This window comes from Streptomyces sp. NPDC051320 (assembly GCF_040682175.1).
Lineage (GTDB): Bacteria > Actinomycetota > Actinomycetes > Streptomycetales > Streptomycetaceae > Streptomyces.
Genome location: NZ_JBFBAL010000004.1, coordinates 1 through 26,643, shown reverse-complemented (window position 1 = coordinate 26,643; position 26,643 = coordinate 1). Strand labels below are relative to the sequence as shown.

At 68.7% G+C, this 26,643-nt stretch carries 25 protein-coding genes; 15 read left to right on the top strand and 10 right to left on the bottom strand.

Going from position 1 to position 26,643, the window contains the following annotated elements; genetic code table 11:
• The first annotated feature begins 235 nt into the window (after positions 1–235).
• From AB0M87_RS10340 to AB0M87_RS10325, 4 genes are read left to right on the top strand one after another with little or no spacing between them, the layout of a single operon-like run.
• Positions 236–463, top strand: a complete 228-nt coding sequence (locus AB0M87_RS10340) for a hypothetical protein (RefSeq protein WP_365851515.1) — start codon at positions 236–238, stop codon at positions 461–463.
• Entirely contained in the window at positions 460–1,068 is a 609-nt protein-coding gene (locus AB0M87_RS10335; RefSeq protein WP_365851945.1) for a pilus assembly protein TadG-related protein, read from the top strand. Before AB0M87_RS10340 ends, AB0M87_RS10335 begins: the two co-directional genes overlap by 4 nt.
• A 13-nt stretch (positions 1,069–1,081) precedes the next feature.
• Positions 1,082–1,675 (top strand): hypothetical protein, encoded by a 594-nt coding sequence (locus tag AB0M87_RS10330; protein WP_365851514.1) that lies wholly within the window; start codon positions 1,082–1,084, stop codon positions 1,673–1,675.
• Positions 1,676–1,682: 7 nt separating this feature from the next.
• Positions 1,683–2,321 (top strand): OmpA family protein, encoded by a 639-nt coding sequence (locus tag AB0M87_RS10325; RefSeq protein ID WP_365851513.1) that lies wholly within the window; start codon positions 1,683–1,685, stop codon positions 2,319–2,321.
• Between the two features lies 1 nt (position 2,322).
• Here the strand turns inward: AB0M87_RS10325 and AB0M87_RS10320 are convergent, their stop codons facing one another.
• Both AB0M87_RS10320 and AB0M87_RS10315 read right to left on the bottom strand, forming a co-directional pair.
• On the bottom strand, positions 2,323–2,739 hold the full coding sequence (locus AB0M87_RS10320; RefSeq protein WP_365851512.1) for a PIN domain-containing protein: 417 nt from the start codon (positions 2,737–2,739) through the stop codon (positions 2,323–2,325).
• A gap of 544 nt (positions 2,740–3,283) precedes the next feature.
• Complete coding sequence (locus tag AB0M87_RS10315) at positions 3,284–4,603, bottom strand: phosphoribosyltransferase (RefSeq protein WP_365851511.1); 1,320 nt, start codon at positions 4,601–4,603, stop codon at positions 3,284–3,286.
• Between the two features lie 231 nt (positions 4,604–4,834).
• Between AB0M87_RS10315 and htpX the strand changes: the two genes are divergently transcribed.
• The 5 genes from htpX (at position 4,835) to AB0M87_RS10290 (ending at position 8,555) form a co-directional block, all read left to right on the top strand.
• Positions 4,835–5,752, top strand: a complete 918-nt coding sequence (htpX, locus tag AB0M87_RS10310; RefSeq protein WP_365851510.1) for a zinc metalloprotease HtpX — start codon at positions 4,835–4,837, stop codon at positions 5,750–5,752.
• A gap of 49 nt (positions 5,753–5,801) precedes the next feature.
• The gene (locus AB0M87_RS10305; RefSeq protein ID WP_365851509.1) at positions 5,802–6,398 is read left to right on the top strand and encodes a hypothetical protein; all 597 of its coding nucleotides are present in this window, start codon (positions 5,802–5,804) and stop codon (positions 6,396–6,398) included.
• A 179-nt stretch (positions 6,399–6,577) separates the two neighbouring features.
• Positions 6,578–6,973 carry an STAS domain-containing protein gene (locus AB0M87_RS10300; protein ID WP_365851508.1) on the top strand — a complete coding sequence of 132 codons (396 nt, stop codon included), beginning with the start codon at positions 6,578–6,580 and terminating at the stop codon, positions 6,971–6,973.
• 49 nt (positions 6,974–7,022) lie between these two features.
• Positions 7,023–7,805, top strand: coding sequence for a class I SAM-dependent methyltransferase (locus tag AB0M87_RS10295; RefSeq protein ID WP_365851507.1), 783 nt, complete (start codon positions 7,023–7,025; stop codon positions 7,803–7,805).
• 30 nt (positions 7,806–7,835) lie between these two features.
• Complete coding sequence (locus tag AB0M87_RS10290) at positions 7,836–8,555, top strand: A24 family peptidase (RefSeq protein ID WP_365851506.1); 720 nt, start codon at positions 7,836–7,838, stop codon at positions 8,553–8,555.
• A 134-nt stretch (positions 8,556–8,689) separates the two neighbouring features.
• Here AB0M87_RS10290 and mgrA read toward each other — a convergent pair whose 3' ends face one another.
• Positions 8,690–9,727, bottom strand: coding sequence for an L-glyceraldehyde 3-phosphate reductase (gene mgrA, locus AB0M87_RS10285; RefSeq protein WP_365851505.1), 1,038 nt, complete (start codon positions 9,725–9,727; stop codon positions 8,690–8,692).
• Positions 9,728–9,835: 108 nt separating this feature from the next.
• Here mgrA and AB0M87_RS10280 point away from each other — a divergent pair, with 108 nt between their 5' ends.
• From AB0M87_RS10280 to AB0M87_RS10265, 4 genes are all read left to right on the top strand, one after another.
• A complete protein-coding gene (locus tag AB0M87_RS10280) occupies positions 9,836–10,597 on the top strand; it encodes an isoprenyl transferase (RefSeq protein WP_365851504.1) in 762 nt (253 codons plus the stop codon).
• 323 nt (positions 10,598–10,920) lie between these two features.
• Positions 10,921–12,243, top strand: a complete 1,323-nt coding sequence (locus AB0M87_RS10275) for a PhoH family protein (RefSeq protein WP_365851503.1) — start codon at positions 10,921–10,923, stop codon at positions 12,241–12,243.
• Positions 12,244–12,623: 380 nt separating this feature from the next.
• Positions 12,624–13,319: a transglycosylase SLT domain-containing protein gene (locus tag AB0M87_RS10270; protein ID WP_365851502.1), complete on the top strand. Its 696-nt coding sequence runs from the start codon at positions 12,624–12,626 to the stop codon at positions 13,317–13,319.
• A gap of 123 nt (positions 13,320–13,442) precedes the next feature.
• Positions 13,443–14,834, top strand: coding sequence for an AI-2E family transporter (locus AB0M87_RS10265; protein WP_365851501.1), 1,392 nt, complete (start codon positions 13,443–13,445; stop codon positions 14,832–14,834).
• Between the two features lie 81 nt (positions 14,835–14,915).
• Here the strand turns inward: AB0M87_RS10265 and AB0M87_RS10260 are convergent, their stop codons facing one another.
• Together AB0M87_RS10260 and AB0M87_RS10255 are read right to left on the bottom strand one after the other, a co-directional pair.
• Positions 14,916–15,449, bottom strand: coding sequence for an alkyl hydroperoxide reductase (locus AB0M87_RS10260; protein ID WP_365851500.1), 534 nt, complete (start codon positions 15,447–15,449; stop codon positions 14,916–14,918).
• Positions 15,450–15,461: 12 nt separating this feature from the next.
• On the bottom strand, positions 15,462–16,016 hold the full coding sequence (locus AB0M87_RS10255) for a peroxiredoxin (protein WP_365851499.1): 555 nt from the start codon (positions 16,014–16,016) through the stop codon (positions 15,462–15,464).
• 129 nt (positions 16,017–16,145) lie between these two features.
• On the opposite strand from AB0M87_RS10255, the gene AB0M87_RS10250 reads away from it, so the two are divergent.
• On the top strand, positions 16,146–17,123 hold the full coding sequence (locus AB0M87_RS10250) for a LysR substrate-binding domain-containing protein (RefSeq protein WP_365851498.1): 978 nt from the start codon (positions 16,146–16,148) through the stop codon (positions 17,121–17,123).
• A 171-nt stretch (positions 17,124–17,294) separates the two neighbouring features.
• Here the strand turns inward: AB0M87_RS10250 and AB0M87_RS10245 are convergent, their stop codons facing one another.
• Genes AB0M87_RS10245 through AB0M87_RS10225 form a run of 5 tightly spaced genes read right to left on the bottom strand, consistent with a single transcriptional unit; the run spans position 17,295 to position 23,886 of the window.
• A complete protein-coding gene (locus AB0M87_RS10245) occupies positions 17,295–19,616 on the bottom strand; it encodes an FtsX-like permease family protein (protein WP_365851497.1) in 2,322 nt (773 codons plus the stop codon).
• Positions 19,613–20,299, bottom strand: coding sequence for an ABC transporter ATP-binding protein (locus AB0M87_RS10240; protein ID WP_365851944.1), 687 nt, complete (start codon positions 20,297–20,299; stop codon positions 19,613–19,615). The genes AB0M87_RS10245 and AB0M87_RS10240 overlap by 4 nt, the downstream gene beginning before the upstream one ends.
• Before the next feature lie 8 nt (positions 20,300–20,307).
• Complete coding sequence (locus tag AB0M87_RS10235) at positions 20,308–20,832, bottom strand: PadR family transcriptional regulator (protein WP_365851496.1); 525 nt, start codon at positions 20,830–20,832, stop codon at positions 20,308–20,310.
• A 34-nt stretch (positions 20,833–20,866) separates the two neighbouring features.
• The gene (locus tag AB0M87_RS10230) at positions 20,867–23,185 is read right to left on the bottom strand and encodes an FtsX-like permease family protein (RefSeq protein WP_365851495.1); all 2,319 of its coding nucleotides are present in this window, start codon (positions 23,183–23,185) and stop codon (positions 20,867–20,869) included.
• Positions 23,182–23,886, bottom strand: a complete 705-nt coding sequence (locus AB0M87_RS10225) for an ABC transporter ATP-binding protein (RefSeq protein ID WP_365851494.1) — start codon at positions 23,884–23,886, stop codon at positions 23,182–23,184. The genes AB0M87_RS10230 and AB0M87_RS10225 overlap by 4 nt, the downstream gene beginning before the upstream one ends.
• A gap of 277 nt (positions 23,887–24,163) precedes the next feature.
• Here AB0M87_RS10225 and AB0M87_RS10220 point away from each other — a divergent pair, with 277 nt between their 5' ends.
• Positions 24,164–26,545 (top strand): transglycosylase domain-containing protein, encoded by a 2,382-nt coding sequence (locus AB0M87_RS10220; RefSeq protein WP_365851493.1) that lies wholly within the window; start codon positions 24,164–24,166, stop codon positions 26,543–26,545.
• The last annotated feature ends 98 nt before the right edge of the window (positions 26,546–26,643 follow it).

The following is a 26,643-nucleotide window of genomic DNA, read 5'->3' as shown; positions in this document are numbered from 1 at the left end:
GACGGACGACGCCCAGCCAGATCCAGCCATATTCCACCGAGCGATTCGCAGCCGGAATCCGACCTGTCACGCTCTTCCCAGGGGCATGACTTCGGGCCGGTTTCGCGGGAGGCGGAGATGGCACGTCTCGTCGCGACAGGCCAGAACTATTCCGGCCGGAACCATTACGGCCGGCACCATTCCGTATGGCGCCCTGCCCCAGAGGCGGAGCCTTACCTTCCCGAAGGGTCACACCATGGCGAGAAACCTCACGGCCGCGGCGCATCTCGCGCTCACCTCGTGGCGCGACACCGTCGTGAAGCGAATGCGGAAACGGCACGCGGACAGCGGCGCGAGCATCGTGGAGTACGGGGGGCTACTGGTGATCGTGGCGCTGATCGTGGTGGCGGTGCGGGGGTTGGGGCTGCAGGGGATCATCTCGGGCGCGATCAGCAACGCGGTCACCTCCATCACCGGCGGCTGATATCTCTTCGAGCCCGGGGGGATCAGGGGCAGACCATTCTGATCTATGTGGTCGTAGTGTCCGGGCTGCTCTTCATGGCGTTCGCCTATTTCGCGTTCGCTCAAGCTGCCGCGGCCCGCAATGGCGCCCAATCGGCGGCGGACGCATCGGCGTTGGCGGCGGCCCAGGAAGTGCGGGACGAAATGACCGACGGATTCGTGAACGCCCTGGTGCAGGGGGGTGATTGGGCCGATTGGCTGCAGGGCGACCAGAACGTACCAGGCACCGGGGGAGCCGCCGCCGCTCTGCTGGCCGGTGCCAATGACGCAACCCTGGATCGGATCGCCCCCACCACCATCAGGGGCTATCCGGCGTTCGAGGCGAGCATCACCACGCGCTTCACCGTGGGGAAGTCGATTCTTCCCGTGACCTCGGGCAGGCACGCCAAGGCACACGCCATCGCGGTGATCGAACCGCGCTGCCGGGTCACACCGTCCGGCGACTCGAAGAAGGAAATCAAGTTCGACTGCGACGACGACCAGCAGTGGACGATCGATCCGAAGAAACTCGACGACATCGAACTGCCCAAGGCGAAGGACCTGTTCGCCGTCCACCTGGCCGAGTGAGGATGAGTTGTAGATGAGGATGCGGCGCACCTTGAAAGCCCGGAGGGCACTGACCGCTGTGGCGATCGCGGCGGGCTTGGGCCTCACGGTGGCAGGCTGCGGAGGGGACGGCGGTAACACGGCAAAGCAGGGTGCCTCCGCTTCCGCCTCGCACACCAAGGACAGCAGTGACAAGGCGCAAAGCTCCCCAACCCCCGGCGCGGACGACGTTCTGGCACAGGTAAAGGGAAGCGACGGCGTCACGCTCACCATTACTTCGGCGGTCCGGGATGCCGGCGGCTTCGTCACGGTCAGCGGCAAGGTGACCAATGGCAGCGGAAAGATCTGGACCCCCACGACGTGGGCCGGCGACGAAAGCGAGCTGGCCGGTAACTCCGCTTCCATGGCAGGCGCCTCGTTGGTCGACGCCACCGGGAAGAAGAAGTACCTGATCCTCCGCGACACAAGCGGTCGCTGCCTGTGCACCAAATTCGTCGGTGGGTTCGTGCCGAACGCGGAGAAGTCCTTCTACGCCCAGTTCCCCGCCCCGCCCGCCTCCACCAAATCCGTCGAGTTCCAGGTGGGGGACATGCCCCCCGCCACCATCGACATCTCCGAGGGGCAGTGACCGGCCCATGAAACGACCCCGCCGCTCCGCGGCCGCCGTCGCGGTGACGCTGCTGCTCACCGGTATGTCCGTCACGGCGGCGCGCGCCGACGGGACCGGCCCCAGCGCGCCCCCGGACAGTACGACCTCGTCCCCGCCGCCCACGATCGACCCGGCCGCCCCCGGGCTCAGGCTCGGTGACGGGGCCACGCTCGCGCCCTCGCACGTGCTCGACATCAAGTCCGTGGTGGAGGACCTCGGCGGGGAGGAACGCCGGGAGGACACCAACTCGGACGTGACCTTCGCGCTTCAGGCCGAGGTGCTGTTCGCCAAGGACAGCCCGAAGCTCAACCCCGAGGCGAGGTCCCGTATCAAGGCGATCGCCGACGAGGCGGTGGCCCAGCACGCTACCAAGGTCCGGGTCTTCGGCTTCACCGACAACCTTGGTTCGTACGAGCACGGCAAGGTGCTTTCCAAGCGTCGCGCCGACGCCGTACAGCAGGAGTTGGCGAAGTCGCTCAGCTCCGACGTCACCTTCGACATCCGTGGGTACAGCGAGGACTACCCGATCGCGTCGAACGACACCGAGGAGGGCCGCACCAAGAACCGGCGGGTCGAGATCTCCTTCCCGCGCGGCGAGCGGCCCGGGGCCGGTGCGGCCTCGTAGCTCAGATTTCCTCGATCTGCACTCGTCGGCCGCACAGCTTCTGCATGTCATCGACGTCCGAGGTGAGCACGATGCAGGGTCCGAGGTAGCTGAGCGCAGTCGCGGCTACCACGGCGTCGATCGCGTATTTGTGTCCGTGGAGACCTGCCTCCCGGAGGAGCTCAATGGCATGCCACGTGATCGATTCGGAAACCGGCAGGATCTCCAGCCGGGACGTGTACCAACGGAAGCGATCCATCCGGATCTTTGCGTGCCATGCCTCGATCAACGGCAGGTCGCTGACGGCGATCAACATATCCTCGCTCTGCGCCGCTCGGATGAACGCAGTCACCTGCGCGTCGGCGTTGACGGCCTTGCGTAAGCCTTCGCTGTCGAGAAGCAAGATCCCGTTGTTCAGCCGGCTTCGCGCCCGTGCCACGAATCTTCCCCCGGTGTCTGTTCTGCGGCGGAGTGCTCCTGCGCCGCTAGTTGCTTTGCCGCGCGGACGGCCTGAGCGGCGCGGTCGTGCGTCTCCTGGGGGATGGGCCCTGTTTCTTCCTCGCTGGCTTACAGAAGCTGCTCGGCCAGTTCGCGTTGCAGGTGCCGCGCAATGGCTTCGCTTGCGAACGCGGAGAATCCTCTCGCGCCAACGTGGGCCTTGACGGCGGCGATGCGCCCCGCCGGCAAGGACACGCTCACTTTCTGAGCAGGGCCCTCGTCCGGCCCGAATTCTGGCGATGTCTCCATGGCGAGAGAGTGGCAAATTTTGTAGCAATCTTGCAAAGCTCTGAGTGATCGCACCGCCATGCTATGCAACGCTGCGTGGGCTTACCGCTGCTCGGGCAGGAGCAGCATGTTCAAGACCTACGGCAACGGCCACTCGGCATCCCACATCACGTTGTCCGTCCGCTAGGCCCTGGGCTGTACGGCGGACAGCATACGACGCGGGGCCTGGCACCTACGGGGGTGGTGTCAGGCTTCGGTCAGCCCGCCGGCGTCAGCAGGTGACTGGTGAACCAGGAGCGCGCGAGTTCGGCGACGTCCTCCAGCGCCCCCGGTTCCTCGAACAGGTGGGTGGCGCCCGGGATGACCTCCAGTCCGTTCTCGCAACGCAACTGCGCCTGGGCCCGGCGGTTGAGGTCGAGCACGGTCGAATCGGCGCCGCCCACGATGAGCAGCGTCGGCGCCCGTACATCGGACAGCGCATCGCCGGCCAGGTCGGGGCGGCCGCCGCGGGACACCACGGCGGCGACGTCCGTATCGGCGGATGCGGCGGCCCGCAGCGCGGCCGCGGCGCCGGTGCTGGCCCCGAAATAGCCGATCGGGAGGGACCTGCGGCCGCGCAGCCAGTGGGTGGCGTCCGCCAGCCGCCGGGACAGGGCCGCGATGTCGAAGACGTTGGCCCGGTCCGATTCCTCGTCCGGCGTGAGCAGGTCGAAGAGCAGGGTGCCCAGGCCCTCCTCGTTCAGCGCCGCTGCCACCTGACGGTTGCGCGGACTGTGGCGGCTGCTGCCTGAGCCGTGGGCGAACATCACGATCGCCCGGGCGCCCTCCGGCAGAGTGAGGTCCCCGTCCAGCGGGATCCCGCCCGCGTCCACCTCGACCTCGGTGCTCCGAGCGGGGCCGCCGGAAGTGGGACGGCCGGCGGCCGGATCACCGGAGGCGGCCGTGTCCGTGGCCTCTTCCAGCAGGGAGACGACCTCCTCGTCGGAGGTCTGGGAGAAGTCCTCGTACCACTCCCCGACGGAGGAGAAACCGATGGGCGACGAGACGCACACCAGGTCGTCCGCCCCGGCGTGCACCCGGTCCGCCGCCTCGGGCGGTGCCACCGGAACGGCCAGCACCACGCGTGCCGCGCCCTGGGCCCGCACCACCTGGCAGGCGGCCGACGCGGTGGCACCGGTGGCGATCCCGTCATCCACCACGACTGCCGTCCGACCCTCCAGCGGTAGCCGGGGCCGGCCCTCGCGGAACCGCCGGGCCTGCTGGTCGAGCTTCGCCTCCTCGGCCGTCGCGATGGGTTCGATGACGTCCCGGTCGAGGCGGGCGCGGCGGACGACGTCCTCATTGATCACTCGCACCCCGCCCTCTCCGATCGCGCCGAACGCCAGCTCACGGTGGTGGGGCACACCGAGCTTGCGGACCACGATCACATCGAGCGGCGCCCCGAGCGCCCGCGCCACCTGGGACGCCACCGGAACTCCACCACGAGGCAGGCCCAGGACGACGGGCTGCTCCGCCTTCACATGCCGAAGCGCTGCCGCGAGACGGCGTCCCGCGTCGGCGCGGTCAGTGAACACCACAGTGGTTCACCCCTAGTCGGGTAATCGGAGAGGACAGAAACCAGGGCCGGACAGAAACCAGGGCCGCACTCCCCTTTCGAAGGGAACTCAAGTACGGGCACATTGCAAATCGGTCTATCCCATCCCAGGTCCGGACGGGGTGTGACAGGAGCACACTGAAAGAAGGCGCAAAGAACGGCGCAGGGCGGTGGAGCCTGCGCAGGGCGACGGAGCGCGGGAGGCGAACAGCAGATGCCAGGATCGCGGTCTCGTTCCCGGTACGTTCCCGACCAGGGACTCACCACGCGGATGGTGACGACGATGTTCCTGATCGGGCTGCTCTACGTGGTGTTCGTCGGTGTCCTGCTGGCTGTCGTGCGCGGCGCGTGGCCGATCATCGTGGTGATCGCGGGCTGTCTGTTCATCGCGCAGTTCTGGTTCAGCGACCGGATCGCGGCCTACAGCATGGGCGCCCGCGAGGTCACCCCGGCACAGGCGCCCGAACTGCACGGCGCCGTCGATCGCATCTGCGCCCTCGCCGACATGCAGAAGCCGCGGGTGGCGATCGCCGACAGTGACGTGCCGAACGCCTTCGCCACCGGACGCAACGAGCGCACCGCCCTGGTCTGCGCCACCACCGGTCTGCTCCGCCGACTGGAACCGGAGGAGCTGGAGGGCGTCCTCGCGCACGAGCTGTCGCATGTCGCCCATCGCGATGTGGTGGTGATGACCATCGCGTCGTTCCTGGGCGTGCTCGCCGGTGTCATGACCCGTATCGGGCTCTGGGGCGGACTCAGCCGGGCCGGCAGCAGGGATACCAACACCGCCATCGCCATGCTGGTGATACCGCTGGTCAGCGCTGTCGTCTACGCGGTCAGTTTCCTGCTGACCCGGCTGCTTTCCCGGTACCGGGAGCTGTCCGCCGACCGCGCCGCAGCGCTGCTCACCGGCCGGCCTTCGGCGCTCGCCTCCGCACTCACCAAGGTGACCGGCCAGATGGCCAGGATCCCCACCGAGGATCTGCGGAAGGCGGAACCGTACAACGCGTTCTGGTTCGCGCCCGCCTTCTCCTCCAAGGAGAGCCTGAGCAGGCTGCTCTCCTCGCACCCGACGCTGGAGCAGCGCCTGGACCAGCTCGGCAGGATCTCGACGCAGCTCGGCCGCCCGTGAACTCTCAGCCGCCCGTGAACTCTCAGCCGCCGTGAACCGAGGTATTTCCGTGGGACTCCTGGACACCATCCTCGGACGCAGCAAGCCGGTACGCCCCGACCTCGACCAGCTCTTCGGCGTGCCCGCCGCCGCCATCACCCTCCAGGCGGGCGCCGGATTCACGCCGACCGGCGCCGGCTCGGTGTGCTTCGCCAGTGTCGAGGGCGGCGCCTTCGCCCAGCTCCAGCAGGACGTACGGGAGCTGCTGGACGCCGATACCGGTCGGGGCGGCACGCCCGTCGGGTTCAGCGAGGACGCGTACGGCTACACCTGGCTCCTCGCCCGCCATCCGGCCGACGAGGTGTCCTCACTGGTCAACGACCTGCACGCGGTCAACACCCTGCTCGAGGACGGCGGCTTCGGCCCGCAGCTGCTCTGCTCGGTGACCGGGTTTCAGGACGCGGCGGGGGAGCGGAGGCTGTTTCTGGTCTACCTGTACAAACGAGGCACCTTCTACCCCTTCGCCCCGATTCCCGGTTCGGCCGAGAAGCGCGACAACGCCCTCGAACTCCAGACCAGGGCACTGCTCACGGACGACCTGCGGATCGAACCGGACCTGAGCCGCTGGTTCCCGGTGTGGGGCGCGCCGGAGCTCGGAAGGCGGTAGCCGGCCGCCACTCCACGCCACGGCCTGCCTTACCAACTTCCTGGCCGAACCGTGGCTTTGCGGCACCGCTTCACTCGCTCAGGTGAAACCGGGCAAGCATGCACGTTTCTGCACCTGAATCGTTTCTAAGGTGGAGGGGTGACTCACCGACCGGGGATGCCGACTTGGGGGTGTCTGCCATGGACGTTCAGGTACTGAACGGGCTCCTGACGCGCCCCGGCCCCAGTGCCCGGAGCTACCGCGTGGGCTGTTTCACCGTGGTGGAGTTCCGGGGCGAGGTCGATCTCGCATCGGCCCAGCAGATCCAGGCCCACACCGACGCGGCGACCGCGCAGCGCGGGGCACGGCTGATCGTCGACCTCGCTCCTGCGACGTTCATCGACTGCTCCGCGCTGCGGCTGCTCTGCCGTGCGCGGCGCCGAGCGCTCGACGGCGGCGGGTCCATCGATCTGGTCTGCACCCACCCGTTGCACCTGGAGATCCTGCGGAGAGCCGGCTTGGACGGTTACTTTCCCGCTCATTCATCCGTCTCCGCGATCTCCGCCGGCCGTCCTGACGACGACCGGCCGTCCTGACGACAAAACGCCTGGCAGCACCCGGTGTGTGCCTGCCAGACTCGTGCTCATGTCCAGTGCCCCGCCCCGCAACGCGCCCCGCACCTTCGAAGAGCTGGTGGCCGAGGCGGCCGCGGCCTCCGTCGAGGGCTGGGACTTCTCCTGGCTGGACGGACGCGCGACGGAGCAGCGCCCCTCCTGGGGCTATGCCCGCATGATGGCGGACCGGATGGGCCGCGCCTCGGCCGCGCTGGACATCCAGACGGGCGGCGGCGAGGTGCTCGCATCCGCGCCGGAGCTGCCGCCGCTCACGGTGGCCACCGAGGGATGGCCGCCGAATATCGCCAAGGCCACGGCGCTGCTTCACCCGCGCGGGGTCGCGGTGGTGGCCGACGCGGATGAGCCGCCGCTGCCCTTCGCCGACGCCGCGTTCGACCTGGTGGTCAGCCGGCATCCGGTGCAGGCGTACTGGCCGGAGATCGCCCGGGTGCTGGCCCCCGGCGGTACGTACCTCTCCCAGGAGGTCGGCCCGGCGAGCGTCTTCGAGCTCGTCGAGTACTTCCTCGGGCCGCAGCCCGAAGCACGTCGCGGCCGCGACCCCGAGCGGGCCCGGGCAGCGGCGCAGGCCGCCGGTCTGGAGGTCGTCGATCTGCGCACGGAGTCGCTGCGCACGGAGTTCTTCGACGTGGGGGCGGTCGTCTACTTCCTGCGCAAGGTGGTGTGGATGGTGCCCGGTTTCACGGTCGAAGCGCATCTGTCGCGGCTCAGGTCGCTCCATGAGCAGATCGTGTCCGAAGGGCCTTTCGTCGCCACCACGACGCGCTTCCTGATCGAGGCGCGCAAGCCGGAGTAGGGCCCTGCCCGTCCGGCCTAGAATCTCCCCGTGCCCGCCGTCCTGCTGATCGTCCTCGCCGCCTGTCTGGGCGCGGTCATCGGCATCCTCATCCCCCGCCCCGCCTACCGGCTCTCCGTACCACCCCAGACCCCCTGGCACGGTGTGTCCCCGACGGGCGCTCCCATCACCGGCTGGTTCGGGCCGGCGCGGGGCGACGACGGCTGGTACGGGCCGAGTACGCCGGCCGTCGCCCTCCTCACCGCCGCCCTCTCCGCCGCACTCGCCGCCGCCGCCGGACCGGTGCCGGAGCTGGGGGTGTGGGTGCTGCTGGCGCCGGCGCTCGTGCTGCTGGGGACGGTCGACCGGGCGGTGCAGCGGCTGCCGGATGTGCTGACGCTGCCGATCGCCGCGGCGACCGCCGTGCTGCTGGGCGTCGCGGCGCTGATACCGGGCGCCAAGGGTTCCTGGCCGACGGCGCTGCTCGGCGGTCTCGCCCTCGGCGGCGGCTACTTCGTGCTCTTCCTCATCAACCCGAACGGCATGGGCTTCGGCGACGTCAAACTGGCCGCCGGGCTGGGGATAGCTCTTGGGTGGTACGGCTGGGGAGTCCTGCTGCTCGGTGCGTTCGCCGGGTTTCTCTACGGCGGGGTGTACGGCGTCGGCCTGATGCTGCGGGGCCGGGCGGGCCGTAAGACGGCGATGCCGTTCGGGCCGTTCATGGTGGCCGGCGCGCTCACCGGTGTGCTGCTCGGCGGATTCGGAGCATAAGTTCCGAGCATGAGTGCGGCACGTCGTGGCACCCGGCACGACTTATGAAGGGTTATGGTGGAAACCCCCCCTCGGGCCGGTCCGTATCCCCCCCACGGACCGGCCCGTTTTCTGTGCCCGCAGGCGGCGGTACGTCAGCCGCGCCCGGCCCAGATGTTGGTGCCCGCGGTGTCCACGGCGAAGGAGTCGATCTCCTTCAGCTCCTCGGAGGTGAGCGGCGGGGCGGCCAGCGCCGCCACGTTCTCGTTCAGCTGCTTCACGCTGGAGGCGCCGATGAGCGCGGACGTCATCCGGGGATCGCGCAGCACCCAGTTGAGCGCCAGCTGGGCGAGGGACTGCCCGCGCCGGCCGGCGATCTCGTTGAGCCCGTTGAGCCGGCGCACCACCTCGTCGGACAGCAGATCCGGGTCGAGCGACTTGCCCTGGGTGGCACGCGACCCCGCCGGGATGCCCTGCAGGTACTTGCCGGTGAGCAGGCCCTGGGCGAGCGGCACGAAGGAGATACATCCCATGCCGGCCGTCTCCAGGGTGTCCAGCAGGTCGTCGTCCTCGGTCCAGCGGTTGATCATCGAGTACGAGGGCTGGTGGATCAGGGCGGGTACACCCATCTGCTTCAGGATGCGGGCCGCCTGAGCGGTCTGCTCGCTGGTGTAGGAGGAGACACCGACATACAGCGCCTTGCCCTGCTGCACGGCCGATGCGAGCGCTCCCATGGTCTCCTCGAGAGGAGTCTCCGGGTCGAAGCGGTGGGAGTAGAAGATGTCGACGTAATCCAGACCCATCCGCGACAGCGAGGCGTCCAAGGAGGACAGCAGGTACTTGCGCGATCCCCACTCACCGTAAGGGCCCGGATGCATCAGATAACCGGCCTTGGTGGAGATGAGCAGTTCATCTCGGTACGGCGCGAAATCCTGCGCGAAGATTTTGCCGAAATTCAGCTCGGCGGAACCGGCCGGCGGTCCGTAGTTGTTCGCCAGATCAAAGTGGGTCACACCGATGTCGAAGGCGCGACGCAGGATCTCGCGCTGCGAGTCCAGCGTGCGGTCGTCGCCGAAGTTGTGCCACAGGCCGAGGGAGATGGCGGGGAGTTTCAGCCCGCTCCGGCCGCTGCGCCGGTACTCCATGGAGTCGTACCGGTCATCTGCGGCGTTATAACGAAGAGAATCAGTCACAGCCCCTTGCTTATCACGTACTTGTGACAGACCGGGTTGGGCTGTCGTGACCCGTGCGCAGTACTGTGGCGACTCGGGTGATTGCTATTGCACGGAGGGTTGGACCCAGTGAACTTGCGCGACCTGGTGTACGGGCTCTACGCACGCCGGGTGGAAGGCCGTCTGGATCACGACCAGGTCCCCAAGCACATCGGCGTCATCCTGGACGGCAACCGCCGCTGGGCCAAGGCGTCCGGCGGCACGGCGGCGCAGGGACACCGGGCCGGAGCAGACAAGATCTCCGAGTTCCTCGGCTGGTGCGCCGAGACCGACGTCGAGGTCGTCACCCTCTGGATGCTCTCCACGGACAATTTCGACCGCCCCGACGACGAGCTGGTCCCGTTGCTGGGAATCATCGAGGACACGGTCCGCAATCTCGCGGCCGACGGCCGCTGGCGGGTCCACCACGTGGGCACGCCCGATCTGCTGCCCGATGGCACCCGGTCCGTACTGAAAGAGGCCGAAGAGGCCACAGCGGACACTACCGGAATACTGGTGAATGTCGCCGTCGGCTATGGCGGCCGTCAGGAGATCGCGGACGCGGTGCGTTCGCTGCTCCACGAGCATGCCAAGAAGGGCACGTCCTTCGAGGAGCTTGCGGAGATCGTCGATGTGGAGCGGATCTCCGAGCACCTCTATACGCGGGGGCAGCCGGATCCCGATCTGGTGATCCGCACAAGTGGGGAGCAGCGGCTTTCCGGTTTCATGCTGTGGCAGAGCGCGCACTCGGAGTACTACTTCTGCGAAGTGTTCTGGCCGGCATTCCGCAAGGTCGACTTTCTGCGAGCCCTCCGCGATTACGCTGCGCGACACCGGCGGTACGGGGCCTGAGCCCTGCGGGGGAGCGCCCACCCACCCCGGGGATCCGCCCCGGGCGCCGTCCTCGAGCGCCCGGACGGGCTGGTGGTGGCATGGTAATCAGCCAACGAGGGAATACCCCTTCCAGGTCGATGTCCGGTCCACGGATGTCGTATCTCAGTGAGCGGCACGAGCCCACTCACCCGGGAGGCCCTTTGCACCAGGACGACCGTGCTCTGAGCACGGGCGACGCGGAGGGCCGGGACCCGGCCTCCGTGTGGAGGCAGGCCCCGGTCCCAGCAGCCCGCGACGCCGTCGCTCCCCGACTTCATGCATCCGAGGGGGTACGTCCTTCCGTGGTGACCAGCACAAAGCGCCGCATGCCCGACAGGCGCACTTATGTTCTCGACACCAGCGTCCTGCTGGCCGACCCGAACGCCATGGCCCGGTTCGAGGAGCACGAAGTGGTGCTTCCGATCGTCGTGGTCACGGAACTCGAGGCCAAGAGGCACCATCCGGAGCTCGGATACTTCGCCCGGCAGGCCCTGCGTCTGCTCGACGACTTCCGGGTGAAATACGGACGCCTCGACGCCCCGCTTCCCATGGGCGAGCTGGGCGGGACCCTGCGTGTCGAGCTGAACCACTCCGATCCCAGCGTGCTTCCGGCGGGCTACCGGTTGGGGGACAACGACTCACGGATTCTCGCGGTCGCGCGCAATCTCCAGGCCGAGGGGTTCGACGTCACCGTCGTCTCCAAGGACCTGCCGCTGCGCATCAAGGCCTCGTCGGTGGGGCTGCTCGCCGAGGAGTACCGCGCCGAGCTGGCTATCACCGACTCCGGCTACACCGGGATGAGCGAACTGACGCTTTCGCCCGATCAGGTGGATCTGCTGTTCAGCGAAGACGCCCTGTACGTGCCGGAAGCAGCCGATCTGCCCGTGCACACCGGCCTGGTGCTCCAGTCGGAGCGCGGCAAGGCGCTCGGCCGGGTCACCGCGGAGGGCAACGTGCGGCTCGTACGGGGCGATCGGGAGGCCTTCGGGCTGCACGGCCGCAGCGCCGAGCAGCGCGTCGCGCTCGACCTGCTGCTCGACCCGGACATCGGCATCGTCTCGATGGGAGGCAGGGCGGGCACCGGAAAGTCCGCACTGGCGCTGTGCGCCGGCCTGGAGGCCGTACTGGAGCGCAGGCAGCATCAGAAGGTCATGGTCTTCCGGCCGCTGTACGCGGTCGGTGGACAGGAACTGGGCTACCTGCCGGGCTCGGAGGCCGAGAAGATGGGCCCCTGGGCGCAGGCGGTCTTCGACACCCTCTCCTCGGTGACCACCCGGGACGTGATCGAGGAAGTGGTCGGCCGGGGGATGCTGGAGGTTCTGCCGCTCACCCATATCCGGGGGCGCTCGTTGCACGATGCCTTCGTCATCGTGGACGAGGCGCAGTCGCTGGAACGCAACGTCCTGCTGACGGTGTTGTCCCGGATCGGCTCGAACTCCCGGGTGGTGCTGACGCACGACGTCGCGCAGCGCGACAACCTGAGGGTGGGGCGGTACGACGGAGTGGTCGCCGTCGTGGAGAAGTTGAAGGGGCATCCGCTCTTCGCGCATGTCACCCTCAGCCGGTCCGAGCGCTCGCAGATCGCCGCACTGGTGACCGAAATGCTGGAGGATGGCCACATCTGACACCGTATTGACGGTGGGAGCCGCCCGGCAAGGCGCAGGAGCCTAGCCGGGCGGCTCTGTGCTGCGCAGCGTTCTCCAGAAAACTGTTGCGCCAAACGGGGTGTGAGCTATCCCACTCCGTCGAAGTTTGCCTTGTGCCGACTCGGTCGGGCAGAGTCTTGCTTCCGTCAGGCCCCGCATGCGGCACACGTGCATCCTCAGGGATGTAGCACCACACAACTCAACACTTGCCGCCGTATGCCACCCGAGCACCACGCAGCACTTCCGCAAGGAAGTTGCCCACCGGGTCAGCGCCTCCCGTGACCGAAGTTGGGAGGCCCGTGCCAGGGGCACGATTGCGTCCGCGAGGTCACGAGCGGTCGCTGCTGGAAGGAAACCGTGTGAGCCGGATTTCGGTCCGGGGATTCGCGGTGGCGTCTGCCACTGCGGTCACCACCGTAGGAGCAGTTGTCGGCGTCGCATCGGGCAGCACAGTGCCCGCAGGCGACAACCTCGATGCAGCCTCCGCCGCGGACACGACGACCCTCGCAGACATCCCTGACGGCCAGCAGGCCCAGGTCGCGTCGCTGACGGAGCAGGCCGACACCCAGGCGGTGCAGGCCGACACAGCGGCGAAGAAGTCCGCGGAGGAGTCGGCCCGCATCCAGGCCGCGAAGGACGCCAAGAGCAAGAAGGACGCTGCCGACGCGGCAGTGGCGAAGGCGAAGAAGCTGCACGACGAGAAGGTGCAGGCCAGCCGTTCCTCCGTTCGTGACGCCAGCAGCTTCTCGACGCAGAGCTCCTACACCATCGCTCAGGTCCAGGCCATGGCACGGGCGATGATGCCCTCGGACCAGTTCCAGTGCTTCAGCAACATCGTGAGCCACGAGTCCGGCTGGGACTACCGGGCCGTGAACGCGGGCTCCGGCGCCTACGGCCTCGTGCAGGCCCTGCCCGGCACCAAGATGGCGTCCGCCGGCGCCGACTGGCAGAGCAATCCGGCCACCCAGATCAAGTGGGGGCTGAACTACATGGACAGCCGCTACCACAGCCCCTGTGGAGCCTGGTCGTTCTGGCAGGCCAACAGCTGGTACTAGGAGCTGTCGAGTACGCCCGACGCTCAACTTCGCAGAGCCCCTCGCCGTCCCTACGGCGGGGGGTTCCGTGCATGTACCGTCGGGCTCCGAGTGAAGTGAGCGGGCGGGGGAAGAGGGACCAGAATGTCGAAGCTGCCGGACTGGCTCGAAAAAGTGGGCGCGGAACTGACCCAATGGGGCGAACGGTTGGAGGAGCGCAGGGCGCTCTCCGAGGACGCGGACCACACCGGTCCTCCGCACACCACGGAGGCCGGCGCCGGCGAGGCGACCGACGACTACCCGGCCGCCCCGGGACAGGTGCCGCCGCCCCCGGACTACGCCCCTGCCGTCGCCGCCCGCCCGGACCCGGTCGCCGCCGTACCCTGGGGGATGCGGGTCGCCGCCGAGGCCGGCTGGCGGCTGCTCGTACTGGCGGGCACGCTCTGGGTGTTGATGCGGATCATCAGCGCCATCCAGCTCGTCGTGCTGGCCTTCGCCGCCGCCCTGCTGGTCACCGCGCTGCTCCAGCCGACGGTCGCCAGACTCCGCAGAGCCGGGCTGCCGCGCGGCCTCGCCACCGCGCTCACCGCCGTACTCGGGTTCGTGGTGATGGGTCTGGTCGGCTGGTTCGTGGTCTGGCAGGTGATGGAGAATCTCGACACACTCTCCAGCCGCGTCCAGGACGGTATCCAGGAGCTGAAGCGCTGGCTGCTGAACAGCCCGTTCCACGTGACGGACAAGCAGATCAACGACGTCGCCAAGAACCTGAGCGACACCATCGGCACCAACACGAACGAGATCACTTCGGCCGGGCTGCAGGGCGTCACGGTGATGGTCGAAATCCTCACCGGCATACTGCTCGCGATGTTCTCGACGCTCTTCCTGCTGTATGACGGAGCGCGCATCTGGCAGTGGGTGCTGAAGCTGGTTCCCGCCCAGGCCCGCCCGGGCGTCGCGGGCGCCGGTCCGCGCGCGTGGCGGACGCTGACCGCCTATGTGCGCGGCACCGTGCTGGTGGCCATGATCGACGCGATCTTCATCGGGCTCGGGATCTTCTTCCTGGACGTCCCGATGGCGGTGCCGCTGGCGGTGTTCATCTTTCTCTTCGCGTTCATCCCGCTGGTGGGCGCGGTGGTCTCCGGAGCGCTCGCGGTGGTCGTCGCACTGGTCACCCAGGGCGTGTTCACCGCCCTGATGGTGCTGATCGTGGTACTCGCCGTGCAGCAGATCGAGGGCCATGTGCTGCAGCCCTTCATCCTGGGCCGCGCGGTCCGGGTCCATCCGCTGGCCGTCGTGCTGTCGGTGGCGGCGGGTGGCATGGTGGCAGGCATCGGCGGAGCGGTGGTGGCCGTACCGCTGGTGGCGGTGACCAATACGGTGGTCGGCTATCTGCGCGCGTACAGCAGGGAGCTGGCGATGCGGGCAGCGCCCCCCGCGCCGCACGGCGCGACCGCGGGGGACGGAGCGCCGGTCCAGCCCGTGCCGCAGGCGCGTGACGCCGATGCGGGAGCGGGCGACCCACCGCCGGGTGAGTGACAGCGGTCGGCGCGCAGCGGGTGAGCAACGGGCCCCGGCACCATGGCGACCATGGTGCCGGGGCCCGTTGCCGCGTTACGGCTACTCGGCCAGTACGGCCTCGGAGTCGAGCGTGACGCCGACCGCCTGCAGGACGGAGGCGATCTTGAACGCTTCCTGGATCGTCTCGCGGTCCACGCCGGCCTTGCGGAGCACCTGCTCGTGCGAGTCGAGGCACTGGCCGCAGCCGTTGATGGCGGAGACGGCGAGCGACCAGAGCTCGAAGTCGGTCTTCTCCACGCCCGGGTTGCCGATGACGTTCATCCGCAGGCCCGCGCGCAGCGTGCCGTACTCGGGGTCCGACAGCAGGTGCCGGGTCCGGTAGAAGACGTTGTTCATCGCCATGACGGCTGCGGCGGACTTGGCCGCGGTGTACGCCTCGGGGGAGAGGTTGGCCTTGGCCTCGGGCTCCAGCTCACGCAGTACCTTCGGCGAACGCGAGGCAATGGCGCAGGCGAGGACGGTGCCCCACAGCTGCTGCTTCGGCAGATCACTGTTGCCGATCACCGAACCGAGGTTCAGCTTCAGGTCCTTGGCGTAGTCCGGGACGGCGGACTTCAGTTCGTCGAGTGACATCAGGGAATCAGCTCACTCGCCCGAGAGGAGCGCGACCGGGTCCAGGGTGTTCTCGCCCTTGGTCCAGTTGCACGGGCACAGTTCGTCGGTCTGCAGGGCGTCGAGGACCCGCAGGACCTCCTTGGGGTTACGGCCCACGGAACCGGCGGTCACCATGGTGAACTGGATCTCGTTGTTCTGGTCCACGATGAAGACCGCGCGCTTGGCGTAGCCGTCCTCGCCCTCGATGCCGAGGTCACGCATCAGCTCGTGCTTCGGGTCGGCCATCATCGGGAAGGGCAGGTCGGTGAGGTCCGGGTGGTCCTTGCGCCAGGCGTGGTGCACGAACTCGGAGTCACCGGAGAAGCCGAGGACCTGCGCGTCGCGGTCGGCGAACTCCTCGTTCAGCTTGCCGAAGGCGGCGATCTCGGTGGGGCACACGAAGGTGAAGTCCTTGGGCCACGCGAAGACGATCTTCCACTGGCCCTCGTAGGTCTTGTGGTTGATCTGCTCGAACTCCTTGCCGCTCTCCAGCGAGACACAAGCAGTCAGGTCGAACTCGGGGAACTTGTCACCGACAGTGAGCACGTACTCTCCTTGCAGCATAGGAAATCCCTTTTGGGGCGTTCCTGGGGTTGGACGTGTTACAGATTGGCACACGTTCCATTGATCGCAGAAATAGCTATGCTTTCTGGACGCGATCGGAGGTGCCTATCAGTGGCGACCGTAGTCAGGGGTAAACAGCCCAGCCTCGCGCAGCTGCGCGCCTTCGCGGCCGTGGCGGAGCATCTGCACTTCAGGGATGCGGCCGCCGCGATCGGCATGAGCCAGCCCGCGCTGTCCGGTGCGGTGTCGGCGCTGGAGGACACCCTCGGCGTGCAACTGGTGGAGCGGACCACCCGCAAGGTGCTGCTGTCGCCCGCAGGCGAACGCCTCGCGGGCCGCGCCAGGATGGTGCTGGACGCGGTCGGTGAACTGATGGAGGAGGCCGAGGCGGTACGTGCGCCCTTCACCGGGGTGCTCAGGCTCGGCGTGATCCCGACCGTGGCGCCGTATTTGCTGCCGACCGTGCTCCGCCTCGTCCACCGGGAGTACCCCGATCTGGACATCCAGGTGCACGAGGAGCAGACATCCTCGCTGGTCGAGGGGCTGACCGGCGGGCGGCTCGATCTGCTGCTGCTCGCGGTGCCTCCCCCAGCCTCGAACAGGCTCGGCCGGGGGGACCCCCATGGCGTGCCCGGAGTGGCCGAACTGCCCCTCTTCGACGAGGAGTTCGTGCTCGTCACGCCGCACGACCACTGGCTGGCGGGACGCACGGACGTTTCGCGTGACGCGCTGCGTGAGCTGGATCTGCTGCTGCTCGACGAGGGTCACTGCCTGCGGGACCAGACCCTGGACATCTGCCGCGAGGCGGGCCGCGCGGGCGGGACGCCCGTGACGACGACGGCCGCCGGGCTCTCCACCCTGGTCCAGCTGGTGGCGGGCGGCCTCGGGGTGACGCTGCTGCCGCGGACGGCGGTGCGGGTGGAGACGGCCCGCAACGAGCAGTTGGCGACGGCCTGCTTCGCCGAGCCCGTGCCGACGCGGCGGATCGCGCTGGCGATGCGGGCGGGGGCGGCGCGGCAGGGGGAGTTCACCGCGTTCGGCGCGGCGTTGCGGGAGGCGGTGCGGTGCCTGCCGGTGTGGCTGGCGTAGTACCCGCGGCGCCGTTGCACGGGGCTCCGCCCCGGACCCCGCTCCTCAAACGCCGGTGGGGCTGATTCTGGCTTGCGTCCGCTGCGTCCTGCAGCTACATCCGTCTGCCCCAGCCACACAGAGCCCCTCCGGCGATTGAGGAGCGGGGGTCCGGGGGCGGAGCCCCCGAAATCACTCTGTGCGGAGCCCCTCAGGTCGCATCAGGCGCCACAGCGGCGGCAGGCTGAGGGCTGTGACGAGCAGGACCACCCCCGCGCCGATTCCGGTCATCATGGCGACGGCCACCCAGTCGACCGATACCGCGCGGCCGACCATCCGGAGCAGGATCGAGCCCATACCGAGCCCCACCACCGTGGCCAGTGCCAGGCCGAGCGCGACCGGTATCGCGGTCTGCCACAGGACCGACCAGTTCATCGTGGAGCGGCGGGTTCCGAAGGCGGTCAGCGCTGCCAGCAGCTTCGCGCGGTCGCGCAGTTGCTCGAGGACGGAGACCAGCAGACTCGCGCCGATCAGCAGCAGCACGGCGGCGGCGCCGATGTACAGGCCGCGCCGGACACTGCCGAAGCGGTTGTCCACCCGTACCTCCTGGAGCGCGTCCACCGTGAAGAGGGGGCTGGTGCGCGCCACGGTGTTGCGGACCCGGTCCACCGCGTCCGGCACGTTCGGGTCGAGGCTGACGTAAATCATCGTCGTCATCGCGGGAACCTTGGCGGTCGGCAGCGCGCCGCGGGTGATGAAGATGCCGCCCTCGCCGGGATTGCCCGTCGGGTCGGTCCGTACCTCCACCGTGCGGGTGGCGGCCGGCAGGGTCCAAGCCAGCGGACGGGACGTGTCGTCCCCGAGCGGGGAGCTGAGCCGGAGACGATGGCCAGGTTTGGCGATGCGGTGGACGTTCTGGTTCCAGCCACCCTCCACGAGGAAGGTGTCGCCGTCCGCGCAGGACGTGATCGTGGCGAGCTCACGCAGCGCTGCACAGTCCCCGACATCGGCATTGATGAAGGCACCGGAACTGACGGCGTCCTCCGCGGACTTGCCCGCGCTGACGGTCACCTTGTCCAGGGAGAGCGCTGTGCCGACGCCGTCGGTGTGGCGCAGTGCGGTCGTCACCGCGCTGCCCGAGTGCTGGGCCTGAACGGTGACTTGGGCGCGGGAGGTGTCGACGCCGGTTCGCCGGGTGTAGTCGCCGTCGATGCCGGTGAACAGCATCTGCAGAGCGATGGCACCGGCCACCGCGACCGCGATGCCGTTGACCAGCCGGGCAGCGGTGCCGCTGCTCATCTGGAGCCTGCGGACGGCCAGTTGCCAGGCGGTGGAGCCACCGCCGAGGCGGTTGACCACGACTTCCACCAGCCAGGGCAGCAGCATGGTCACGCCGATGAGCAGCAGGACGGTGCCGCTGATGACCTCGGCCTGGTTGAAGCCCCCGCCGTAGAGCCCCTGGCCCATCATCGGGTAGAGCAGGGCGAGCCCGGCGACCGGCGGCAGCACCCGCCACCAGAGGCGACGGCGCCGCGGGGTCGAGGTGCGGACCACGCCGAGCGGCTCGATGACCACACCGCGCAGCGCGAACAGGGTCACCGCCACGGCTGCGGCGGGGACGGCGACCACGACCAGCGCGGCCAGCCACCCGCTCGGGTTCAGGTCGGAGGGAAAGAGATTGACCCCGGCCACGTCGATATCGTCGACGAAGCTCCGGGCGAGCACGAAGAACCCGGCGCCGAACACCACCCCGAGCAGCGCCCCCGCGAGCGCTTCGCCCGCTGCGATGCGGCGGGTCATCCGGGAGTCCGCACCGACCAGCCGCAGCGCGGCGAGCCGGCGGTCCCGCCGCTCGCTGCCGAAGCGGACCGCGGCGGCGATGAAGACGGCCACCGGCATCAGCAGCACGACGAAGATGATGACGACCAGTAGCGCGAGTACCGGGTCCATGGGCGTCTGCGACGGCGCGTCGGAGAACGCCCTGATCCGGCGTACGTCCTCGCCTTCCGCCTGTGTGAGGTGGTCGTCTCCGGCGTAGTAGGCCAACTCGTGCGGGCCGATCAGGCCGGCGTCGCCGATGGTGCCGCCGACCCGGTACGGGAGCCGCTCACGGAGCAGCTTCCCGGCGTCCGACGAGATCAGGCGGGCCAGGGCCGGGGAGACCAGCATCTCGCCGTCCCGGGGGAGTGCCTTGATACCGGCGGGAACCGGGGCCTTCGGTCCTTCGGCGTGCAGCAGTCGGCCGCGGACGTCCTGGCCACGGAAGGTGGTGTCGGACCGGCCGAGCAGCAGGGTGTCGGCGGCGGCCTTGTCGACGATGGTCGTGCCGAAGTCGTTGCGGTTGTCCGACCGTGCGTCGCGGGCGGCGAGCGCGCTGGGGATCGCGGTGGTGATCAGCAGCAGCGTCACCCCCAGGCCCACACCGACGGCCGTCAGCAGGGTGCGCAGCCAGCCCTCACGCCCGCCGCTCACGGCGAACTTCGCCCCCATCGTGAGATCCTGCGACCAGCTCATCCGATGTGCTCCAGGTCCCGTGACCTGCCGTCGCGTACAACGACCTCGCGGTCGGAGTAGGCGGCGACGCGTGCTTCGTGGGTGACGAGGACGACGGCGGCGTTGGTGGAGCGGGCCGCCTGGGTGAAGAGCTCCAGGACCCGCTCGCCGTTGAGCGAGTCGAGGGCGCCGGTCGGCTCGTCGGCGAAGAGCACCCGGGGGTCGGTCACCAGCGAGCGCGCCACGGCGACCCGCTGGCCCTGCCCGCCGGACACCTCGCCGGGCCGCTTGTGCCCGAGGTCGGCGACCTCCAGGCGCTCCATCCACTCCAGGGCCCTGCGCTCGGCCTGTTTGCGCTTCGTGCCGTTCAGCCGCAGCGGCAGGGCGACGTTCTCCGTGCAGGTCAGCTCGGGGACCAACTGCCCGAACTGGAAGACGAAGCCGAAATCGCTGCGGCGCAGTGCGCTGCGTTCGGCGTCCGTCATCGACGACAACTCGCGTCCGCCGTAGCTGATGGAGCCGGTGTCGGGGCGGACGATGCCCGCGAGGCAGTGCAGCAGGGTCGACTTGCCGGAGCCGGACGGGCCCATCACGGCGACGATCTCACCGGCGTGGATGGAGAAGGCCGCACCGTCGAGCGCCGGGGTCGGGCCGTACGCCTTGTGCAGGTCGGTGGCGTACAGCAGGGAACCGGCGGGGGTCATGCTCCCACTCATGCGCCCACCTCCGTGGCGAGTTGTCCGAGCCGGGCCGCCGTCAGTTCCAGCCAGCGCAGGTCGGCTTCGAGATGGAAGAGAGCGTGGTCGCAGATCAGTTGGTCGGCGAGATCGCCGCGACGCTTGCGGTCGGTGAGGATGCGCATCAGCCGCAGATGTTCCGCACGCTGCACATCCAGCAGGTCGGCGGCGCTGCGGCCGGTGAGCAGGGCCAGCACGACCTTGTTGTAGAGCGTCGACTGGAGGTACGGCTCGGGCTTCTCGGGCTGCGCCAGCCACTGCTCGACATCGCTGATCCCGGCATCGGTGATCGCGTACCGCTTGCGCTCGGGGCCGCCGCCGGCCTCGATGCCGTCGACCTCGACGAGGCCGTTCTTCAGCAGCCGGGACATGGTCGAGTAGACCTGCCCGTAGTGCAGGGGGCGGTCCTGGCCGAACTTCTCGTCGAAGGCGCGCTTGAGGTCGTAACCGTGACGGGGGCCCGACTCCAGGATGCCGAGCAGGGTGTGACCGATGGACATGAGGGCCTTTCTTCGTCGGTGGGAGGTGGCGCGACTATTCGGTACGGAGACCGTCCGGGCGCATCAGTCGCCACAGCGGCGGGAGGCTGAGCAGGGTGACCAGCAGGATGACAGCCCCGCCGGTGCCGGCCAACGGGATGAAGCCCCACCAGTCGGTGACGGGTTTGCCGACCATATGCAGGAGCGCGGCGCCCAGCGCCAGACCGCCGCAGACGGCCAGCACCAGACCGATCACTACGGGCAGTGCGGTCTGCCAGAGCATCGACCAGCCGAGGGTGGGACGGCGGGTGCCGAACGACACCAGCACGGACAACAGCCGCTTGCGCTCCCGGAGTTGTTCCAGCTGAGCGATGAGCATGGAGGCGGCGATCAGCGCCATGGTCGCGACCGAACCCGCGAGCAGCCCCTTCTCCACGCTGGCGTACTGCTGGTCGCGGTCGACCGCCGTGATGTCCCAGACCCGCATGACGGGATCGATCCGGGCCGCGGTGTTCCGTACGTACTCCGACGCGTCCGGCACCGAACGGTCGATCTTCACCAGGGCCCGCGTCTCGGCTTCCGGCAGCTGCGCCATGCTGATCGCGGACGGTGTCACGAGAATGCCGTCACGTTTCTCGCCCATCGGGTCGGTGCGGGCCATGACCGTGCGGGAAGTCTTCGGGAGCGTCCACAGCACGGGTTTGTCGTCCAGGCTGACGTTCAGCCTGCCGCCCGGTCGCACGGTTTGATCGACCCAGTCGTTGGACTTCCGGCGGCCCTTGATGTGGGCGACGAAGGTGTCCCCGTCCCGGCAGGAGGGCAGCTGGGCGAGTTCGCGCAGGGTCGGGCAGTCGCCGACCGTGATGACGGTGGTGGGCCACGGGCCGACCGCGTCGGCGTCACCGCCCGGCTTGTCGGCGTAGGTCTCGATGGTGCCGATGACCGCCTCGACGCCCTGGGTGGACCGCAGCGCGGTGATCATCTGCTGGGCGCGTTCCCCGCTGGGGTACGTCGCGTCGATGTGCATCTGGGCCCGGGCGGGGTCCTGGTCCGTGGTCTTGTTGAAATCGTCGTGCAGTCCGACGAAGTACATCTGCAGCGCTACCGCGCCGGCCACCGCGATGGTGATGCCGCTGACCGCACGGGCTGCCGAGCCGCTGTTCAACTGGAGTCCGCGGGTGGCCAGCTGGAACGGGACGGGACCGCCGCTGATCCGGCCGACGACCGCCTCGACGACCCAGGGCAGCAGGGTGGTGAGCCCCACCAGGACCAGAAGCGCGCCGATGACGATGGGGTACGGGTCGACAGCCGGGGCCTGGCCGGTGACCCGGCCCGCGCCCAGCAGGACGGCCAGCCCGGCGACCGGCATCACCAGCCGCCACCGGAGACGGCGCCGGCGGGTGGCCCGCTGCCGGGTCACCCCGAGCGGTTCCATCACGACCGACCGCATCGCGGCCAGCGTGACGAGGACGGCGGACACCGGGATCGCCACCGACAGCAGCACCGCCAGTTCGGTCACCGGGGCCAGGTCGGAGGGGAATGCGGACATCCTCCACAGCTGGATGCCGCCGATGAACCGCCGTCCCACCAGGAAGAAGACCCAGCCGAGCAGCACCCCCAGCGTGGAACCGGCGAGCGCCTCGCCCGCCGCGACCCGCCTGGTCATCCGGATGTCCGCGCCGACGAGGCGCAGTGCGGCGAGCCGCCGGTCGCGGCTGTCGCCGCCGAAGCGCACGGCGGTCGCGATGAAGACGGCCACCGGAGCGAGCAGGACGACGCAGCCCAGGATGGTGAGCACGACGAGGAGGGAGGACATCGGCGCGCTCAGCGGGCCGCCTCCGAAATGCGCGATGCGATGCGCGCCGGTGTGCGTGGTGAGGGTGGAGCTGCCCGCGTAGAAGTACAGCTCGCCCGGATCGCTCAGCCCGGCGTCACCGATGGTGCCGGTGATCCGGTACGGGAAGCGCTCGCGCAGCAGCTTTCCGTCCCCGGAGTCCAGCAGGTCCTTCAGGGCGGGCGAGACGAGCATCGTGCCGGAGGCGGGAATCGTGCGGACACCGGGCGGGGTGATCGGGTGCGCGCCGTCCGGGCGCAACAGATAGCCGTCGACGGCTACGCCGTGGTACTCGCTCTCCGCGTGCCCGTACAGCAGGGTGGTGTCACCGCGCGGGACCGAGTGCATGGGTGCGGACAGGGTGCGGGCGTGTCCGCGTGCCGACTGGGTGCTCACCGCGTTGGGCAGCGCGGAGGCGGCGAGCAGCAGCGCCACCCCCAGCGCGACGCCGACGGCGGTCAGCGTGGTGCGGACCCAGGTCTCCCTGCCGCCGGTCACCGCGAACCGGACGCCGATGGCGAGATCGTTGAGCCGGCTCATGCGGCGTACTGCGCGAAGCGGTCGCGGGACCTGCCGTCGCGTACGACGACCTCCCGGTCGGAATAGGCGGCGACACGTGCCTCATGCGTGACGAGTACGACGGCGGCGTCGGTGGAGCGGGCGGCCCGGGTGAAGAGGTCCATGACCAGTTCGCCGCTGAGGGAGTCGAGGGCGCCGGTCGGCTCGTCGGCGAACAGCACCCGGGGCCCGGTGACCAGCGAGCGCGCGATGGCGACCCGCTGCCCCTGCCCGCCGGACACCTCGCCGGGCCGCTTGCGCCCGAGGTCGGCGACCTCGAGACGCTCCATCCACTCAGCGGCACGGCGCGCGGCCTCCTGGCGCCGGACGCCGTTCAGCCGCAGCGGCAGGGCGACGTTCTCCGCACAGGTCAATTCGGGCACCAGCTGCCCGAACTGGAAGACGAAGCCGAAATCGGTGCGGCGCAGGGCGCTGCGCCCGACATCGTTCATCCCGGCGAGATCCTGGCCGTCATAGCTGACGGAGCCGGCGTCGGGCTGGACTATCCCGGCCAGGCAGTGCAGCAGGGTCGACTTGCCGGAGCCGGAGGGTCCCATGACGGCGACGATTTCGCCGGCCGATATGGCGAAGTCCGCTCCGTCCAGGGCCGGGGTCGGACCGTATGCCTTGCGGAGGGCGGTGGCGCTGAGCAACAGGGACCGCGGCGGGGACTGGGAGAGCATGGTGATGACTATACACACTCGGTATACCTGTCGTGTATAGAGGTGACGGGCCTTTCATTAGCGGCGACATTTCCGTCTAAATATGCCCACTTCGCTGAGATATCGGTGAGAGATCGATCGGATCCGGCAACCTTGGGCGGTCCCTGAACGTCGGTTCTGGTGAGGCGGGTGCTGATTGTCACCACGGAGAAGGACGGGTGGGTGTCATGTGTCCGAAGTTGCGGTGTTAGCTTTCGACAGCTGATCTGGTGAGTAGAGAAGGCGGAGTCACAGAGCGATGGGCCGTGCGGATGATCGACGAGCCCGGCAGCGCGGGGCGCGCCGGGCCAAAGCCAAGAAGACCGGCATAGGCCGGTTCTTCACCTGGAAGAAGATGCTCGGCACCTTCTTCGGACTCTGCCTGCTGGCGATGGGCGCGTTCGTCGTGCTCTACCTGTATGTCCCCATACCCAAGGCCAACGCCGAGATGGCGCAGCAGAGCAACGTCTTCAAGCTGAGCAACGGCAAGGTGTTGGTGCGCGAGGGCCCGGTCAACCGGGAGAACGTCCACCTCTCCGACGTCCCGCTCAAGGTGCAGCACACCTTCGTCGCCGCCGAGAACAAGACGTTCTACAAGGACAACGGCGTCGACCTGAGGGGCACCGCCCGCGGCCTCTACAACACCGTCAGGGGCCGGACGCAGGGTGGCTCGACCATCACCCAGCAGTACGTCAAGAACAACTACCTCACCGCTGACCAGACGGTGAGCCGTAAGCTCAAGGAACTGGTGGTCTCCCTCAAGGTGGACCAGAAGTACTCCAAATCGGAGATCCTCGAGGGGTACATCAACACCAGCTACTACGGCCGCGGCGCCTGGGGTATCCAGGCCGCCGCCCAGGCGTACTACGGGGTCGACGCCTCGAAACTGAACGTCAGCCAGGGTGCTTACCTCGCCTCGCTGCTCCAGGCGCCGAGCGACTACGACTGGTCGTCGGCGAGCCCCGAGGGGAAGAAACTGGTCAAGGCGCGCTGGGCGTACACGCTCAACAACATGACCGAGATGCACTGGCTCAGCGAATCCGAGCGGGCCGCGCAGAAGTTCCAGATTCCGCAGGACCCCAAGCCGTCGAAGGGCCTGAAGGGTCAGACGGGTTATCTGGTCAAGGCGGCCAAGCAGGAGATGAAGGCACAGGGCGTCTCCGACGCGGAGATGGATGCCGGCGGCTGGACGGTCACGCTCAACATCGACCCGAAGAAGCAGGCGCAGCTCGAGAAGACGATGAAGCAGCAGCTGATCGAGAAGCTCAAGCCCAAGACGCGGCCGGTCGACGCCGACCTCCAGGCGGGCGCGGTCTCGGTGGACCCGCATACCGGCAAGATCTTGGCGCTGTACGGCGGCTGGGACTACCTGAAGCACGAGTACAGCAACGCCAAGCGCACCGACTACCAGCCCGCGTCCACCTTCAAGCCGATCATCCTCGCGGCGGCCCTGGAGTCCGGGGCGAAGACGCAGGGCGGCAAGCTGATCTCGGCGAACACCCTCTACGACGGCACCAGTAAGCGCCCGGTCGTGGACAGCAATGGCAACAAGGTGGGTTTCGCGCCGCCCAACGAGGACGACCACAATTACGGAAAACAGGTCACCGTCCAGTCCGCCATGAACGACTCGGTGAACTCGGTGTTCGCGCAGATGGGCGTGGATGTCGGCCTTGACAAGGTCAAGCAGTTGGGCGTCGATCTCGGACTGAGCAGGCTGGACAACGCGCAGGCCGTACCGGCGATGACGCTTGGTTCCTACGGTGCCAGTCCGATGGAGATGGCCGGGGCCTATGCGACGTTCGACAACCACGGCAAGAAGGTCACCCCGACCATCGTGAAGTCGGCGACCAACCCCGACCGGACGCCGCTCACCCTGCAGAAGGCCATCGGCGACCAAGTGGTCAGCCGGCAGACGGCGGACGCGATCACCTCGGTGCTGACCGGTGTGGTTCAGAAGGGTACGGGTACCGTCGTAAAGAACAAGGACCAGAAGGTCGCGGGCAAGACCGGTACATCGGACAACAACAAGTCCGCCTGGTTCACCGGTTACACCCCGGATCTGGTGACCTCGGTCGGGCTGTTCGGTGAGGCGTCCAAGACCCACAAGGGCCCGGACGGGAAGACCATCCTGCATGGCACCCAGGTCACCATGAGCGGCGCGGCCGGCAGCCCCACCGGCCGTATCAACGGTGCCGGCTTCCCCGCCCAGATCTGGGCCGCGTACGTCTTCGGCCTCGACATGAAGCCCAGCAAGTTCGACCTGGACACCGACCAGGGCGCAGCGGTGCAGCCCAGCTTCACGCCGTCACCCAGCGCATCGAACAGCCCCTCGTCGCCGGCGTCCCCGAGCACGTCGGCCACCGCGTCGCACAGCGCTCCGCCCCCACCGAGCCACCCGGTGACTCCGCCGTCGCCGACCGATTCCGGCACCGATGCCGGCACGGACACCGGCGCCGACACCGGTACCACCAATGGCAACACCAGTACGGGCACCGGTACCACCGACGGCAACACCAGTACGGGCACCACCGACGGCAACACCAGTACGGGTACCGGCACCACCAACGGCACCAGTAACGGCAATGGGAACGGCGGCCCTCTCGGCGGCCTGGGCGGCGGCAACAACGACCAGACCGGGTAGCGAACGGGCACGTTAACGCGAGTGGGGCCCGCCCCCACAGCGGGGGGCCCCCCAGCCGGTTGCGGCAGGGGGGGCGGGCCCCGGCGGGGCCAGAACCG